This window comes from Streptococcus lactarius, assembly GCF_016642265.1.
GTDB classification, from domain to species: Bacteria; Bacillota; Bacilli; order Lactobacillales; family Streptococcaceae; genus Streptococcus; species Streptococcus lactarius.
Genome location: NZ_MRXX01000003.1, coordinates 211,374 through 229,588, shown reverse-complemented (window position 1 = coordinate 229,588; position 18,215 = coordinate 211,374). Strand labels below are relative to the sequence as shown.

Genomic DNA, 18,215 nt, shown 5'->3' with positions numbered 1-18,215 from the left:
TTCTTAGAATCCCATTTTTTCAGCTTTGGCGATGACATCCTCGATTGAACCAACACCACGGAAGGCATCTTCAGGAAGATGGTCATATTTTCCGTTCAAGATTTCTTTAAAGCCACGAACAGTTTCGGCAACAGGTACGTATGAACCAGGTTGACCGGTAAATTGTTCGGCAACGTTGAAGTTTTGTGACAAGAAGAATTGGATCCGGCGAGCACGAGCAACCAATGTTTTTTCATCATCAGACAACTCATCCATCCCCAAGATGGCAATGATATCTTGCAATTCATGGTACCGTTGAAGGACACGTTTGACCTCAGAAGCTACGGCATAGTGCTCTTCTCCTACGATTTCTGGAGAAAGGGCACGAGAGCTTGATGCCAATGGATCCACCGCAGGGTAGATCCCCAATTGTACCAATTTACGTTCCAAGTTGGTGGTTGAATCCAAGTGGGCAAAGGCGGTTGCTGGCGCTGGGTCTGTATAGTCATCGGCTGGCACATAGATGGCTTGGATCGATGTAACAGAACCTTTCTTGGTTGACGTGATCCGTTCTTGCAATTGACCCATTTCAGTTGCCAAGGTTGGTTGGTAACCAACGGCTGATGGCATCCGTCCCAAAAGGGCTGATACTTCAGATCCGGCTTGGGTGAAACGGAAGATATTGTCAATGAAGAGCAACACGTCTTGGCCTTCCACGTCACGGAAGTATTCCGCAATGGTCAAACCAGTCAAAGCCACACGCATCCGTGCTCCAGGTGGTTCATTCATTTGTCCAAAGACCATAGCAGTCTTTTCGATAACACCTGATTCTTTCATTTCTCCGTAAAGGTCATTCCCTTCACGTGTCCGTTCCCCAACACCTGTAAATACGGAAATACCACCGTGTTCTTGGGCAATGTTGTGGATCAATTCTTGAATCAAGACGGTCTTCCCAACTCCGGCACCACCGAAGAGGCCGACCTTCCCACCTTTCAAATAAGGGGCTAAGAGGTCAATGACTTTGATCCCTGTTTCAAGAATTTCTTCTGAAGTAGAAAGCTCATCAAAAGATGGGGCTTTTTTGTGGATGGATTCACGTGGAGCATCTTCAGCAAAAGGTTGATCCAAGTCAATGGTATCTCCCAGAACGTTGAAGACACGTCCCAAGGTTTCTTTTCCGACAGGAACTGAGATTGGACGACCAGTGTCCAAGACTTCCATTCCACGTGTTAAACCATCGGTTGATTCCATGGCAATGGTCCGAACGACCCCATCACCAAGTTCAAGAGCTACTTCAAGAACGACTTTTGATTTTTGTTGGTCATTTTTATAGACTACAAGTGCATTATTAATCTCAGGAAGTTTATCTCCTACGGAAAAGGCAACGTCAACGACGGGACCTACAACCTGAGAAATCTTGCCTAAACTCATGTCATTCTCCTATTCTAACTAATTTCTACTGCTTAACAATAAGCTATTTTTGTATTAAAAATTGTATCCGACACCTATTCAAGGGCACTCGCACCAGCAACGATTTCGGTAATTTCCTGAGTAATCGCAGCCTGACGAGCACGGTTGTATTGAATCGTTAATTCGTCAATGACCTTCTTGGCATTGTCTGTCGCAGTTTGCATGGCCATCATACCTGCAGCATTTTCAGCTGTTTTGGCATCAATAATGGCCCCATAGATCATGCTTTCTGCAAACTGAGGAAGCAATTGATCCAAAATCGCATCACGACTGGATTCCAATTCCAAATTTAAGACATAGTCTTCATCGGCTTCATTGGGGTCCAAGTCAATGATGGGAAGCATTTGTTCCACCCGCATTTGGCTGGTTAAACTGTTGACATGATGGTTGTAGCAAACGTACAACTCATCAAACAAGCCTTCTTGGTACATTTGAACGGTTTTTGAAATGATTTTACGAACTTCCTTAAAGCTAGGCTGATCCGCCAAGCCACGCAATTCATAAACCGGCTGAATTCCACGGGCACGGAAGAAATCTGCACCGACACTTCCAATACAGATCACTTCAAAGTCATCTCCGTTTGGATGGTATTCTTCCTTCATTTCCATCATAGTTTTCAAAATAGAAGCATTATAGCCTCCCACCAAACCACGGTCTGATGTAATCACAATATAAGCTGTCTTTTGGACTGGACGGCTCGCAAGCATAGGATGGGACTTGGTATTTTCTGTTTCATGGCCATGGAGCAAGTCTGTTAAGAGCTTACGAACCTTAGCAGCATAAACCTGAAAATCCTTGGCTGCCTGCTCAGACTTACCGAGTTTGGCAGCGGATACCATCTGCATCGCATTGGTGATTTGACTGGTGTTTTTTGTGGATGCAATTTTATTTTTAATATCATTTAATGAAACTGCCATCTTCCACTCCTATTTCTATTTGAAATTTGACTGGTTGACAAATTCAGTAAGGGCTGCATCCAGTTCTTCTTCATTTGGAAGGTCGAGTGTTGTCCGAATAGTTTCAAAAATTCCTGCATGATGGGCTTCAAAATAATCAAACAATTCTGATTCAAAACGAAGAATATCATCCACTGGAACACTGTCCAAGTAACCATGTGTTAAGGCGTACAAGATTAACACTTGTTTTTCGACTGTCAATGGTTCATGAACAGGTTGTTTCAAGACTTCCACTGTCCGACGACCACGGTTCAATTTCGCTTGAGTGGCCGCATCCAAATCACTACCAAATTTCGTGAAGGCTTCCAACTCACGGTAGGAAGCGAGGTCGATACGAAGGGTACCAGCAACCTTCTTCATAGCCTTGATTTGAGCAGATCCACCCACCCGGGAAACAGAAGATCCGGCATCGATGGCTGGACGAATTCCTGAGTTGAACAGACTATCTTGCAAGAAGATTTGACCGTCGGTGATGGAAATCACGTTGGTTGCGATATAAGCGGAGATGTCCCCCGCTTGGGTTTCAATGATTGGAAGCGCAGTGATGGAACCACCACCCAATTCATCTGAAACTTTTGCGGAACGTTCCAACAAACGGCTATGAAGATAGAAGACATCCCCTGGGAAGGCTTCACGACCTGGTGGACGACGAAGAAGGAGGGACAATTCACGGTAGGCTACGGCTTGTTTTGACAAATCATCATAGACAATCAAAACATGTTTACCGTTATACATGAACTCTTCTGCCATGGCAACCCCAGCATAAGGTGCAATAAAGAGCAATGGAGAAGGTTGAGAGGCAGATGCCGTCACGACAATGGTGTAATCCATAGCTCCGTATTTACGGAGAGTTTCTACTTGGGTACGAACCGTTGATTCTTTTTGTCCAATCGCCACATAGATACAGATCATATCTTGACCTTTTTGGTTCAAGATGGTATCAATGGCAATCGAAGTTTTCCCTGTTTGACGGTCCCCGATAATCAATTCCCGTTGACCACGTCCAATTGGAACAAGGGCATCAATGGCTTTCAAACCAGTTTGGAGTGGTTCTGAGACTGATTTCCGTTGCATAACGCCAGGAGCTGGTGTTTCAACTGGACGGAATTTATCTGTCACAATCTCACCCAAACCATCCACTGGTTGGCCAAGTGGGTTGACAACCCGACCAATCAAGGCATCCCCTGCAGGGACTTCCATGATTTTACCTGTACGACGGACAGAGTCTCCTTCACGAATATCCGTGAAATCACCCAAAATGATGATCCCGACATCCGTTGTTTCCAAGTTTTGAGCCATCCCGTATGAGCCATTTTCAAAGATCAACAACTCACCACTCATGGCATTTTCAAGACCATGAGCGCGGGCAATCCCGTCACCAATGTAGGTTACAACACCTGTCTCAGTGACGTCAAAGTTTGGCTGGAAATTTTCAATTTGTTGCTTAATTAAAGCGCTGATTTCTTGTGCGTTAATCGCCAAAATTCACACCACTTTCTATTTCAATTTAGATTTTATGACTTGCAATTGGTGTTTGAGACTGGTATCCAATGTTTTATGATTGGCTGTCACGACAAAACCACCAATTAAATCTGGATCGATCTTTTGTTGGATTGAGCGAACCTGGATCCCGAATTTTCTTTCGATAATGGGCACCAATTTTTGCTCTTGAGCTGGATCCAAGGCTGTAGCTGTCGTAACCGTCACGACAAAAGCATTGCTCAGCCGTTGAATCTGATCCAAACAGATCGTTACAATATCATAAAATAAGGCTTCACGATGATTGAGAATAACCACTTCAATCAAATGGTCGAGTAATTGTGAATCCGAGGGTTGAAAAAGCCGTAGACTTTTTGCTTTCTCTTCATCCTCTACACCGATATGAGCTAAGAAGGTAGCAAGTCCTGTTTCCTCAAAAACACCCTTGATTTGGGTTAACTTTTCAAAGATCAGGTCTTGTTCTCCTTTTTCAAAGACCAATTGAACAAAAGGCTGGGTATATTTCTCAATCACCATCAGTTGCTTTTTGTCCATTAGGCTTCTCCTAATTCATCAAGATAGCGATCGATCAGTTGGCGTTGAGCTTCAGCATCTAACTGTTGGCTCAACAATTTTCCAGCGAGATGCACAGTAAGATCTGCCACATCACCTTTAATACTGTTCAATGCTTCTTCTTTGTTGTGCGCAATTTCTTGTTGCGCTTTTTCTTTCAAACGTACAGCTTCTTGAGTGGCTTCTGAAAGGATTTGCGATTTGTTCTTTTCTGCAGTTTCCTTTGCATTTTCGACGATAGACGCAGCTTCTTTGCGACTACCTGCCAACTCTTCTTCACGTTTACTTGCTAGTTCCTCAGCTTTTTGACGAGCTGATTCTGCTCCATCAATATCATCTGTAATCTTTTTGGCACGCGCTTCTAAAATTCCATTGATATTGTTCCATGCAAATTTTTTTATTAAAAAGATTAATAATAGGAAGGAACCAGCAATGAGAATAAAGTTACCAATAATTTCACTCATTGATACATGCATTCTTCTACTCCTCCTCTACTTACTCTTCGCCATTAATTTTCTTACCAATATAAATTGATGACAACATGGTAAACACATAGGCTTGGATACATGAAATGAAAATCGAAAACGCTGTCCACGCCATGCTTCCAATAAAGGCAAATGGATACCAATAAACAGCTTGATGCGACAAAGTCACAAGCAAGCTTGCTAGTACCTCACCCGCAAAGATATTTCCGAAGATCCGAAGTGCCAAGGAGGCAAAGTTCGTTAATTCTTCCAAAATATTCATGGGGGTCATAAATCCTGGTGTCACAAAAGCCTTTAAATATTCCTTCACACCACGTCGGCGAATTCCTTCTACATGGGCGATTAAGGTGATCAAAAATGAAAAGGCAAAGTCATAACCCAGGTTAGCGGTTGGTGATGTCCACAAATTGTAACCATTGGTCGTTTCGATTTTAGCCATCAATCCAATGTTATTGGCTACTAAAAGAAATAGGAAAAGAACAAACAAGAACAAGGAATAGTCCTTTATGTAATGTTCCCCAATATTTCCTTTTGTAAAGCCTACGACAAAGTCATATGCGTATTCCAGCACATTTTGTTTGCCCTTTGGTCGGATCGTCATTTTACGGCTGGCCCAATAAATAAAGCCAAAAACCACCAAAACAGCAATCAAGGTCATAGCAAGTAGGGTCAAATTAAAAGTTACAGGTCCAAGAGTTATCGTTGGAGTGATACTTTCTTCCAAGTTTTGACACCTCCTTTTCTAAAATAGAAGTGCTTATTTGATAATGAAGGCCATAACCAAGGTTACGAAGAAAGTACCTTCGACAAAGGCAACACCAAGAATCAAGAGACTACGCAATTGACCGATAATTTCTGGTTGACGAGACGCAGATTTCAATAAGCTGCTCATCATCAAACCTTCTGCCAGTGATACACCAAAACAGGCTAAACAAAGACCTAAAAATGTTAAATTCATGATGAATTCTCCTTTTATAAATTTTACCTTATTAGTTTACTCCTATTAAATTTAATAGTCAAATATTTCCTCACAAAGTAAGCGTTTTACTTTTATAAAAGTCCTATTCTACGGGGAAACTTCACCCTTATTTTTTCATGCAAGTCCTAGATGAAACACTTCCGCCCCTTCTATCCTTCTTTTCAAATACACCCGATGCTATTTTCCTAAAAAGTAAACTCCCACCTGCTAAGCAGATGAGAGTCCATTGATTATTTAAAGATAGAAGATTTAAAGCTATCTGTTTGTTGAAGTAATTTCTTAAAGAGTTTTTCTTTCAGTGATACGGTGTTGTCAAATTTGACGGATCCGTTACTTAGAGTAGCCTTATCTTTATCAACTGCTTCAGCAAATGCACGTTTCAAGTCTTCATAACTATTGTAAGTTGTACCATCCATTTCGATCGATTGAATGCCATTTTTGGCACTAGTCACTACTTCATTGAAGTAAGCTTTCTTCCAGTCCTCTAGGTTGTTAAATCTTCCATCTGAAATCTTCTGAATAATGTAATCATCCCCTAGAGTGGCATGTCCAGCTTGTTTGGATTCCTGTTTATACTTGTTTGAAGCATATCCTAGGAAGCCTTTTTCATAGCCATAGTAACCCCAGATTCTGAAGGTGTTGTGTTTGAAGGACATGGCTCCTGGAGCTCCTTCACTGGTGTTTCCTCCATAGATCCCTGTCATCATCGGCACAGTCACATAGGCTGAACCAAAGTCAGATGGATTATAGACTCCATTTCCAGGACCACGATTGGTCATAAAGTTGTTAGTCACTAAGTCATCAACTGTACGCAAAGGAATCGCCTTTTCTTCATCACTTAAAGGTCGTACCTTGTCAAATTGATTCTTGGTGTTGCTACCACGATACTGTTTATCCACCTTCTTGAACCAAGCATTGTTTAATTCTTGGTTTCCTTTATCGAGGACCGCTTCTCCTTCCAGATAATCCAGAAGCATGAGTGTATCATTGTAGCCTTTCATGTAGCGATCAATCTCAGCTCTTGATGTAAGGTCATTTGGATTGGTATTGTACCATTGGTTCCCATCGTTCGGTCGTTCATAGGCCATATTGAGACCTAGGGCTTTGTATTCTCCATTTGGATTGGATACGGATGGTGTTTGGAGCATGCCTTGAGCATAGGCTTCCAAGTCCGTTCCTTCACGGTGCCTCCAGCCACCCAAGTATACCATACGGTCATTGACGTGGGTCGTTTCATGGGTAAAAGCAGAAATCCCAAAGTCACTGATCATATCCGTCACCATGAAGAAGACCGAATCATCTTTATAAGGATTTCCATAGACGCGAGCAGTTGCTCCCATACGCCAATCCGTCGCATGGTAACGATCGGTTGGTCCATACAATTCACGAATTGGAGCGACATCTTTTCCACTATTCGTATGGCCATAACGGTCTGTACTAATACCTTTGTAGTTTTGATTATCAAGGACCGGTGTTGGCACCATATTATTGCTCTTTAGGAGCTGGTTGCGAACATTATCAGCTGCTAATCGTGACCAGAAATCCAAGTAGTCTTGTTGGGCTTTGGCTACTTTATCAATCTCAACCTTGAAAGCAGTCCGTTCTGCTTCTGAATTTTTACCATATTTTTCAAAGGAACTATAAGCCAAGGTATTGTAGGTTGAAATCAAGAACATATGCGCATCTTTAAGATTCAAGAGCGGCAAGATCATTTTACCGTGGATATCGTTATTTAAGCCTTCATATGCCCGGTGTTTGGCAGAAGCAAATGCTGGATTTGAAGTTTCAGGCTCCACAATATAAACATTGTCTTTGGTTGCTTTGATGAACCAATCATTTAGATCTTTGTCTTCTGTAAATAGGCGCATATTATAGTCTAAGAAACTGTTTAACTCGCCTATACCGATAACTCCACCGATAGTTTCGCGATAAGCTTCTAAAGTTCTATCACCTTTAATGTTATTTTCTTTAGAACCAATCTTAATCAAGAAGTCTAACACACTTACATTTTTTCCATAGAAGTCTGGCTTGAACAGCATGAGTGGCTTGATATTGAAGTTATCAAACTTAACTCCGTAGTAACGATTGAGGTAAGACAAACCAAGAAGAACAGCAGCCTTGTTGTCATCAATCTTCTTGATCAAGGCACGTTTAGCAGCTTCATCTGTGTTTAATTGATGATCTTCATTTTCAACTAGTTGTTTGACAAAGTGAGCCAGATTATCCTTGACTTCTTGGAAGGTTTCTTCCAGGTAAAGGTTCTTTATGGCATTGACTTTATTTGGACCAGTTCTACCTAGATGTGTGTAGATAGGATCTGATTGCAATTCAACAGGGCTTAATTTTTCAACGATAGCATGGATCAGATCGCTTCGGTCTTTGTCCACCATATTTGGCGTGTAGACCACATCTCCTAGCTCAGCTACACTGTACTCTTTCACTTGTTTAACTTTTGAATCTTTCGGTGAAATGCTAAAGATATCTTTTGTCTTATCCGAGTAATGGATCAGAATGTGGTCGGCATCAGCCAATTCTGTTACAAAATCATTGCCCTTCATAGCGGTCACAGACAAGACTTCCTTGGTCAAGAGAGGACTAGTTGCAGCCAATTTATTCCCTTGGTCGACAATCCACTCTTTATTGTAGAAAGGTTGCAATTTAGCGATATTGCGGTAAGCTTGTTCACGGTCTGCTTGGTAGTCTTGGATCTCTTTATAGGTATTCGCTTTTGGTTGGACCTGATTCAAGGTATCCTCAACTAAAGGATTCAGGACAGCTTTATCAGCTGTAATGCCCATTGCCTCAATTTTCTGATTGGCTTCTTCAAGACCAATCTCTTTAATTCTATTGGTACGCGAACGCTTGAAGGAATGTTTCCCTGAGCTGACATCTTTGACGACATAGTTTCTTTCAATCCAGTCGTTCGTGTAATAACCATCTTCTGCGTCTAGGTCACTGGAACCGTAGAATTCTTCACCGTTTTCAACTTTCATCATGGAAACTGTGTCAGCAACTCTACCCCAGGTCCAGTTTTTACTGATGAATCCACCAACTTCAACTGGTGTTTTGACCTGAATGGTTCCTTTTGTAACCGCATTTCGAATAGAGGCATACTTGTCGATCCCATTAGGGTCAGAACCATTATCAGATCTCGCAACCAGACCACCAACACGGGCTTTATTAGCTTTGATATCCGCGTCTACATAAGCTTGTTTGATATTGCCTCGCCATACTTCACCTGCAATGCCACCAATATCCCATCCCTTGTCGCCAATTCCAGTAATCTTACCGATAAAGGCAACATTCTTCAAGAGACCTCCAGTGTCCACTTTATTGACAATACCGGCTATCCCATCTTTGCCAAGAACACTACCAGTCACCTTGATATTCTCAACCGTAGCATTTTTAACGGTTCTTGCAAGTGGGGAAATAGATTCAACCCAAGGCATATTGATGGCAACATTTCCTAAGTTAATATTTTTAACAGATCCATTCTCGATTCCATCAAATAACTGGCGAGCCATATTATAGATGGTGTATTGTTTACCATCCACACTGGTTAAATGACCAGTAAAGGTACCTGGGACATACTGTTTAGTTGGTGTTGGTACATTTGCTGCATTTAGATCCGCACCGAGTTTGAAGGTTCCATTTTTATTTGCCTGCATGGCTTTGACAAGTTCATTAAAATCGTAATAGACATCCCCTTCATGGGCTTTTGGTTTGGCAAAGTAATGAACATACTCTTGGCTAAATCGTCGATCAGAAGTCCGTTGAACCAAATCAGGTGCTTTGGCTGTCACTTTGTAGAGCGTCTTACCGTCTACCGTTACCTCTTCGATTTTATCAACGGCGAGTTTAGTGACCTTATTATCCTCTGTTGTCACTTTCAAGTAATAAGGGGTGACATCTGTTGGTGTTTCGGACAATAAACTGCTATCTGTCTCAACACCTTGGTCGTCCACACGGATCAGGCTAGATTCTTTGATATTTTTGATTTCTACTTTTTTAAGATCCAGTCTTAGAGGTTCTTCTTGGAGTACTTCTTCTTCATCCCCATTTCCTCGGTCATAAACCATGGTTGTAGCTAGCGTGTAGTCCTTATAATAATCCAGATCTGCCAAAGCTGCTGCAAGATCCGCTTCTGTGAGGCTAACGGTCTTAACCACTTGACCATCCTTTTTCAACACCGTTTGGATCGACTTGATGGTCACACCATCTGGTTTACTTAAACGATAGGTAGCCTTTGCAGTCCGATTTAGTTCTTCCTTATCAAGTGTCGCCAACGTTAAGTTTGGTTTTTCAAGTTCTTTCGTTCCTTTTTTGATGATACGGTCCTGCGGTGCTTCTACCACTTCCTCTGAAACGGTCGGTGCATCCGCTGTCTTTACACCTTTGATGGTTTTGTATACCTTGGTGATTTTCTTCTTTCCATTTTTCCCTACTTGAGAGACTATTTCAGTGCCCTTTTGTAGGCTAGCATCTTGCTCTGTCGCCGTCTTAAATGGGATTTCTTCGATCGACACTTCCTCGGTCTGTCCTTCGATAGCCTTGGTTCCACGACTGATTTTTTCGTTCACAGGAGCTTGGAGTGTCTCTGTGCTGGTGCTGATTGGCTCTCCAACTTTCTCACCATTGATCGTTTTATAAACACGACGAATCAACTGGCTTCCCACTTGACCTTTTTGAATCACGCTTTCTTCATCGGTGTATCGATTGGCATCTGCTACAGACTCAGTTGCATATGGAAGAGACACCGTTTCTGTTTCTGTTACAGTCCCTTCGGTCATTTGGTAGCTTGGATTCTCCGGCTGAACCGCTGCTTCACCTTCGTGGCCTACTTCTTGTGTCCCTTTAGCATCCACTACTCCAGTATAGGACGGGTTCTCCGGCTGAACCGTTGCTTCACCTTCATGGCCTACTTCTTGTGTCCCTTTTGCATCTACCACTCCAGTATAAGATGGGGTCTCTGGTTGGACAAGGGCTTCACCTTCGTGGCCTACTTCTTGTGTCCCTTTTGCTGTGACGACTGGCTGCGGACTTAGTTGAGTTTCTTCTTTTGTTCCTACTGAAAGGACTTGTGAAACTGGTTCTTTCGTAACTGTATTTTCGATTATCCTTCGAACTTCTTTACCGTCCACAAGACTCACTTCTGTAACGATTCTCCGCTCACCAGTTTGACCAGCTGTTAGCACCTTGCTTTGGCCCTTAGCCAGCGTAGCATCGCCTTGCTCCACTGTTTCAAATGGAATTGGTTCTGTGGAAACTTCAACCCTCGGCTTTTCAAGCGTTGGAAAGGCTGGAGCATCTTCAGGCGTCACACGTGAGTTCAAATCTAGTGGTGGCACCACCGGACTTGTCTGGGTAGTGGGGGACGCAGGTTCTTGTTTTTTCTGAATCTTGGTTGGGACTTCTTTGCCGCTTTCTTGAGTGGTTGGGTAATGAAGATATCCGACATAGTCGTACCCATCAATTGGAATCACACCAGCTGCAAGATCTTTGCTGGATGAGACCGAAATCGTTTGATTATAGGGCAATAATACTTGATTTTGTAAAGCTGCCACTTCTACTGGAAGGAGAAGACTTTGTCCCATCGCCCCAATTAGAAGAACACCCATCACCTTGTTGCGGTGCTTTTTAGAAAGCAAGAGAACTGCCAAAGAAGCTGTCGCAAAACTAAGTCCTAGTAGTGCCACTTCCTGACTTCCTGTCTGAGGCAAGGTTTGTTGGGACATTCCTTTTTTTCTATAGACCAAATAAAAGGTATCCTCGTTTTGGTATTGATCTGGAATCGCATGAATGACTTGCGCCTCTTCATCAGGGGTCAGCTCATCTTCTGTCACATATCCCAGATGGACATTGGCCGCTTGTGTATACTGATCGGCTTGTACAGGTTGAGGAGTAAGTAGACTCGCTCCTAATAGAAAAGCTCCAATCGCAACTGGCCCTACACCAACAGATAATTTCCGAATCGAATATTTGGTGATTTTTTCAACAGTTTGTTTCTTCTTTTTCATCCTTTAAATTCCTACATAGTAATATTTGTTTCTCAAGAATGGACTATTCCTTTTTTAGAGCAGGTCTACAAAGGTAATTCCTGAGATGTTTTACCTTTATCTATCTTATCTTTTTTCAATTATTTTAGCAAGTTTGACCACTCACTAAATGAACTATTTTCTATCGGTAAATCGTTGCGAGGACCGAACAACTGTTGCTTTTCTAAACCATCAAAAAAGAGGAAGACTAGAACGAAAGTGAAGAAGTTTCGTTCCAGTCCCACCCCAAAGTATTCTACTATAATGATTGATACAAGTCGTTGTAGCGTTGACTAGCTGTATCCCAAGAGAAATCGCGCGTCATGGCTTGCTCTTGCAACCCACGCCAAGCTTCTTGATCATTCGAATAAACACCCAAAGCTTCATCAACTGCCCAATTCAACCAATACCCTGATAGATTATTGAAACTAAATCCGGTTCCACTGCCATCATAAGCGTTATATGGTTGAACAGTATCCCGAAGCCCACCAACTTCATGGACTAGCGGAAGCGTTCCATAACGCATGGCCATCATTTGAGAAAGTCCACATGGTTCGAAGCGGCTTGGCATCAAAAAGACATCCGAAGCGGCATAAATTTCTTGCGCTAATTGAACATCAAACAAAATATTGGCAGAAAGTTTATCCGGATATGCTTGGCCAAACCATGCAAAGGCATTTTCAAAGCCAGGATCTCCCGTTCCCAATAAAACGATTTGAATATCTTTTTGCAAGAGTTGATGCAATCCTTCAACGACCACATCAAAACCTTTTTGGCGTGTCAAACGAGAAACAATTCCAAATAGAGGAACATCATCCCGTACAGGTAATCCAACTCGCTCTTGAAGGGCTCGTTTGCTCTCTGCTTTTCCTGACAAATCATCTTTGCTAAAATGATAGGTTAAGAGTGGATCTGTTTCCGGATCATAAAGATCTGCATCAATTCCATTGACAATACCTGTCAGTTTTCCAGATTCCATCCGCAGGATTTGATCCAGACCACAACCGTACTCAGGGGTCATAATCTCGTAAGAATAACTAGGAGAAACCGTCGTAACACGGTCCGCATACAAGATACCTGCCTTCATCCAATTGAGACAATCTCTCCAACGCAGTGTGCCATCTTCATAACGTTCAAAGCCTACACCAAACAGATCCCACAACATACCTGGATCAAATTGCCCTTGAAATTCCAAATTGTGGATGGTTAAAACAGATTTAATACCATTGTAAGCTTGAATCCAACGGTATTTTTCTTTCAGAAGGAATGGAATCATGGCCGTATGATAATCATGCGCATGCACAACATCTGGAATAAAATCCACTCGCTCCATCATCTCAAGAGCTGCCAATTGGAAATAGGCGAAGCGTTCACCATCATCGAAATCACCATAAACATGGCCTCTGAAGAAATATTTTTGGTTATCAATGAAATAGAAGGTAACACCATCTCTAAAGATACGCTTAACCCCAACGTATTCACTTCTCCAACCAACCTTGGTTTCAAAATGCAAGACATCCTCGATTTGATCCCCAAATTTGGTATCTACCATATCATAGTAGGGAAGGACCACACGGACATCGTGCCCACTTTTAGCTAGTGATTTAGGAAGAGCTCCAATTACATCACCTAAACCACCTGTTTTTGAAAATGGAGCCCCTTCAGCTGCGACAAATAATAGTTTCATTAGACAATATCCTCTGTAACAATTGTTCCTTTTTGAACCACTACAGGTGCATCGAGACTACCACGAATCGTAACACCAGCAGCGACTTCAACACCCTTATCAAGAATTGCATGTTCAACAATAGCATTTTCATGAACCACAACACCTGGGAAGAGTATACTACTACGAACCTCTGAACCTTGATGTAAGTAGACACGACGCGAAACGACAGAGTTTTCTACCCTACCTTCTACGATACTACCTGATGCAAATTGAGAGGTCTTAATATTTGAAGTTTTTGCGTAATAAGTTGGCTCTTCATTTTTCACTTTTGTATAAACTTTTTGATTTGGAGAGAAGAGTTTGATGAAATTTTGTGTTTCCAACATATCCAAATTTGAACGATAATAAGACTCCACAGAATGGACATTGGCTAAGTAACCTGTATATTCAAAGGCAAAGGCATTGTATTCTACCGCTAACTCACGTAAGATGTAGCGCAATTTTTGCGGATATTCTTTTTTCGCTTCTTCCTCAATCTTTTCGATCAACCAAGGCGTATCCACAATAAAGATATCTGTCGACATATTATAGACTTCTGCTGCATCTTTGCTATCAAAGAGTTTTTGACTGATGACATGGTCTGATTCATCAATTTCCAAGACAGAATTGACTTCTGAAATATCTTTTGAAGGCAATTTTTTATAGACCACTGTGATCGGACGATCGACCGTATTGTGCAAATGGAAGACCTGATTGAGATCAATATTTACTAAGACATCACAGTTCAAAGCAACTGTTTGGTCGGATCCAGACCGTTTCAGATAAGTCAATAATTGTTGGTAGTATTCTGGTCCTACAGTTGTATTTTCAACTGGAGTATTATAGATTCCAAGGTAATAGTGACTCAACAAAGTAGACAAGCCCCATTCACGACCAGAACGAATATGGTCAAAGACTGAACTGATATTTTCTTGTTGGAAGATTCCAAAAACGCTCCGAATTCCTGCATTGGCAAGACTTGACAACGGGAAGTCAATCAAACGGTATTTCCCACCAAAAGGCAAAGAGGCAACCGGACGATGGCTGGTTAAAGTGGACATATCATGATACCCAACTGTATTTCCTAGAATGGCTGAATATTTATCAATCTTCATCTGTAACTACCCCCACTTTTTCATTGTAACCGACAACTTGTACTTCCTCTGTACCATCAATCACGACACCATCCGCAATGACAGCACCCTCACCAATAATCGCACGTTTGACAACTGCACCTTTACCGATAATGGCATTACTCATCACGACAGAGTCTTCTACAACAGCGCCTTCACGGATCTGAGCTTCTGTAGATAATATGGAATGTTTCACCGTACCATCTACCAAGCAACCATCAACGACTAGAGAGTCTTCAACATGACCATTTTCACCAAAGAAGTTTGGTGGAGAAATGAGGTTGCGTGAATAGATTTTCCAGTGACGGTCGCGACTATCCAAAGCATTATTTGGATCAATATATTCCATATTGGCTTCCCAAAGAGATTCAATGGTCCCTACGTCTTTCCAATACCCATTGAATTCATAGGCATAAACGCTTTCACCTGATTCAAGATAGGTTGGAATGACATTTTTACCAAAGTCTGACATATCGATATCGCTCTTTTCAGCAGCAACCAGCATATTGCGCAAACGAGCCCAGTCAAAAATGTAAATTCCCATGGATGCTTTGGTTGATTTTGGTTCTGCTGGTTTTTCTTCAAACTCAACGATCCGGTTGTTGGCATCTGTATTCATGATTCCAAAACGGCTAGCTTCCTTCAAGGGTACATCCAAAACGGCTACTGTCAAACTAGCATTGTTATCTTTGTGAGATTGAAGCATGTCATCGTAGTCCATCTTGTAGATATGGTCTCCAGAAAGGATGAGAACATATTCCGGATTGATGCTATCGATATAGTCGATATTTTGGAAGATTGCATGGCTAGTTCCTTCAAACCAACGATTTCCTTCACTAGCAGAATAGGGTTGTAGGATAGAAACCCCTGTATTGATCCCATCTAAGCCCCAGCTCGAACCATTTCCAATGTGGCTATTTAGTGCGAGCGGTTGGTATTGTGTAATAACTCCGACATTATGAATACCTGAATTGGCACAATTTGATAAAGCAAAATCGATAATGCGATAGCGTCCACCAAATTGAACCGCAGGTTTTGCAATGTTTTGAGTTAATTTCCCAAGACGTGTTCCTTGCCCACCGGCAAGAATTAAAGCAAGCATTTCATTCTTCATTGACTTCTTCCTCTTTATAAAGCCTAGACTCCTATAGAGTCAACCAATTATCCTATTTATCAGATGTTTTTGATTTCGTCGTACGCAACTTTCTCTTCACCTTCCAAATGCTGGCACCCAATGCTGGTAAGGTAAAGGTCAAAGTTTGCTGATAATCCTTCCACAGCCCTTCTTGAGACTGAACTGTCGGATTGGTTTCTTTCCAAACGCCTCCCCATTCTTCTAATTCCGTATTCCAAATCTCTTCGTAAACAGCAGGAATTGGAACACCAATCGTAAAGTCCTTGCGTTCAATTGGAGCCATATTAAAGACACAGATCAAAAATTCACCTTTGCGGGTTTTCCGAATGAGCGAAAGTACACTTTGATCGCGATTGTCTGCATCAATAATTTCTAAGCCCTCAAAGCTCTCATCAATTTCCCACAATTCCTTGTGATCTTTATATAATTGATTCAGCTGCGAAGTGAAATGGCGCATCTTCGCATTCATTTCATCTTCAAGATTACTCCATTCGAGTTGCTCTTCTGATTTCCACTCTAAAAACTGACCGAATTCAGATCCCATAAAGAGTAACTTTTTACCTGGATGGCAAACCTGGTAGGTCAAGAGATTGCGAAGGCCTGCAAATTGATTGTAGCGGTCTCCCCACATCTTATGCATCATGCTCTTCTTTCCGTGAACCACTTCATCGTGAGAAAAAGGTAGCAAGAAGTGTTCAGAAAAGGCATACATAAAACTGAAGGTTACCAGATTAAAATCATACTTACGGTAGATTGGATCTTCCTCATAGAATTTGAGAATGTCATTCATCCAACCCATATTCCATTTGTAGTCAAAGCCCAAGCCCCCTTCTTCTTCAGGACCCGTAATTTTTTGACCAGCCGAGCTTTCCTCAGCAATCATCATAACATCTGGGTGGTCTTGCTTGATAATTGCATTTAGGCGTCGTAAGAAGTGGACCCCTTCATAATTCAAATTTCCCCCGTCAATATTTGGCACCCATGGTCCGCTATCATAATCGAGATACAACATGTTGCTGACCGCATCCACACGAATACCATCTAAATGATAGGTTTCGATCCAAAACTTGAGACTAGAAATCAAGAAGGATTGCACTTGATTTTTCCCCAAATCAAAGTTCAAGGCTCCCCAACCATAGTTGTGGGCCCGATGTTCATCATGGTATTCAAAGGTTGGTGTCCCATCATAATAAGCCAAGGCATCGTCATTGATAATGAAATGACCAGGCACCCAGTCCACAATGACCCCAATATTGTTCAGATGGCATTCTTCCACAAAATCTTGAAATTCTTCCGGACTACCGTAGGTATGTTCCAGAGCAAAATAGCCCATCAACTGGTAACCCCAGCTAAGCCCTAGTGGGTGAGCCATTACCGGCATAAACTCCACATGCGTATAGTTCATTTCAACCAGATAAGGAATCAATTCTTCCTTTAACTGGGTAAAACTATAGGGACTATGGTCTTCGTTGCGTTTCCACGATCCTGCGTGAACCTCATAAATGCTAACCGGTCTCTCTTTAAAGCCCAGTTTTTTACGGCGGGCTCTCCAAAGACCATCTTTCCATTTTTTCTCAGGAATCTCTTTAATAATGGAGCCTGTATGAGGACGCTTTTCCATCCAAAGAGCCACCGGATCAATTTTCAGGATTTGCTGGCCATTATTTCGAGTGACAAGATACTTGTAGATATCTCCTTCCTTGGCGTCTGGGCAAAAGGCTTCCCAAACACCCCCTTCGTTTTTCACCATGGGAAGTTTACGATCCTCCCAATCAGTAAAATCGCCGACCACATGCACGGCTTGGGCATTGGGGGCCCAAACACGGAAGGTGTATCCTTCTTGATCTTCGATTTTCTCCTTGTGAGCTCCTAGGTACTCTTGAAGTTGAAAGTTGTCCCCTCTTCCAAATGTCCATAAGTCTGTACTTCTATCCATGTACTCACTCCTTTATCTTTTTGAAAGCGTTTTCTGCTTGATTTAATTTTACTATAAAACTGTTAAATTTTCAAGATGATTCTGTCAAATTCATATGAAATATTCAGGAAACTTTTATTATTTTTTCCTACCGAATAGTTTCTTTTCATTTATTCCTATTTTCTGAAGATTATATACTATTATACTAAATTTTTGTAGTTTTTAAAAGTTAAAACCGAACTTTTATATGATGAGATTTATCACTAATTAGTTAAAAACGAATATTACCCTATATTTCGCCTTAAATAATAGAAGAAAATTTTTCAAAAAAAAAGAGGCTGGGACAAAAGTCCTAGTCTCTCAATTGT

General features: G+C 41.7%; 12 protein-coding genes. All 12 read right to left on the bottom strand.

Annotation, left to right across the window (positions count from 1 at the left end; all coding sequences use genetic code 11):
- Positions 1–3: 3 nt before the first annotated feature.
- Positions 4–1,410 carry a F0F1 ATP synthase subunit beta gene (atpD, locus tag BTU61_RS03225; protein WP_200772306.1) on the bottom strand — a complete coding sequence of 469 codons (1,407 nt, stop codon included), beginning with the start codon at positions 1,408–1,410 and terminating at the stop codon, positions 4–6.
- Between the two features lie 74 nt (positions 1,411–1,484).
- Positions 1,485–2,366: a F0F1 ATP synthase subunit gamma gene (locus BTU61_RS03220; protein ID WP_187539308.1), complete on the bottom strand. Its 882-nt coding sequence runs from the start codon at positions 2,364–2,366 to the stop codon at positions 1,485–1,487.
- Positions 2,367–2,381: 15 nt separating this feature from the next.
- Positions 2,382–3,887 (bottom strand): F0F1 ATP synthase subunit alpha, encoded by a 1,506-nt coding sequence (gene atpA / locus BTU61_RS03215; RefSeq protein ID WP_200772305.1) that lies wholly within the window; start codon positions 3,885–3,887, stop codon positions 2,382–2,384.
- A 15-nt stretch (positions 3,888–3,902) separates the two neighbouring features.
- The gene (locus BTU61_RS03210; protein ID WP_200772304.1) at positions 3,903–4,439 is read right to left on the bottom strand and encodes a F0F1 ATP synthase subunit delta; all 537 of its coding nucleotides are present in this window, start codon (positions 4,437–4,439) and stop codon (positions 3,903–3,905) included.
- On the bottom strand, positions 4,439–4,933 hold the full coding sequence (gene atpF, locus BTU61_RS03205; protein WP_200772303.1) for a F0F1 ATP synthase subunit B: 495 nt from the start codon (positions 4,931–4,933) through the stop codon (positions 4,439–4,441). The genes BTU61_RS03210 and atpF overlap by 1 nt, the downstream gene beginning before the upstream one ends.
- A 19-nt stretch (positions 4,934–4,952) precedes the next feature.
- Positions 4,953–5,666 (bottom strand): F0F1 ATP synthase subunit A, encoded by a 714-nt coding sequence (gene atpB, locus BTU61_RS03200; RefSeq protein ID WP_003017795.1) that lies wholly within the window; start codon positions 5,664–5,666, stop codon positions 4,953–4,955.
- Positions 5,667–5,699: 33 nt separating this feature from the next.
- On the bottom strand, positions 5,700–5,900 hold the full coding sequence (locus BTU61_RS03195) for a F0F1 ATP synthase subunit C (protein WP_003006433.1): 201 nt from the start codon (positions 5,898–5,900) through the stop codon (positions 5,700–5,702).
- A gap of 251 nt (positions 5,901–6,151) precedes the next feature.
- The gene (locus tag BTU61_RS03190; RefSeq protein WP_200772302.1) at positions 6,152–11,938 is read right to left on the bottom strand and encodes a ZmpA/ZmpB/ZmpC family metallo-endopeptidase; all 5,787 of its coding nucleotides are present in this window, start codon (positions 11,936–11,938) and stop codon (positions 6,152–6,154) included.
- 277 nt (positions 11,939–12,215) lie between these two features.
- The gene (gene glgA, locus BTU61_RS03185) at positions 12,216–13,643 is read right to left on the bottom strand and encodes a glycogen synthase GlgA (RefSeq protein WP_200772301.1); all 1,428 of its coding nucleotides are present in this window, start codon (positions 13,641–13,643) and stop codon (positions 12,216–12,218) included.
- Positions 13,643–14,779, bottom strand: a complete 1,137-nt coding sequence (gene glgD, locus BTU61_RS03180; RefSeq protein WP_200772300.1) for a glucose-1-phosphate adenylyltransferase subunit GlgD — start codon at positions 14,777–14,779, stop codon at positions 13,643–13,645. The genes glgA and glgD overlap by 1 nt, the downstream gene beginning before the upstream one ends.
- Complete coding sequence (locus BTU61_RS03175; protein ID WP_200772299.1) at positions 14,769–15,911, bottom strand: glucose-1-phosphate adenylyltransferase; 1,143 nt, start codon at positions 15,909–15,911, stop codon at positions 14,769–14,771. Before BTU61_RS03175 ends, glgD begins: the two co-directional genes overlap by 11 nt.
- A 52-nt stretch (positions 15,912–15,963) precedes the next feature.
- Positions 15,964–17,868 (bottom strand): 1,4-alpha-glucan branching protein GlgB, encoded by a 1,905-nt coding sequence (glgB, locus tag BTU61_RS03170; protein WP_200772298.1) that lies wholly within the window; start codon positions 17,866–17,868, stop codon positions 15,964–15,966.
- Between the last annotated feature and the right edge of the window lie 347 nt (positions 17,869–18,215).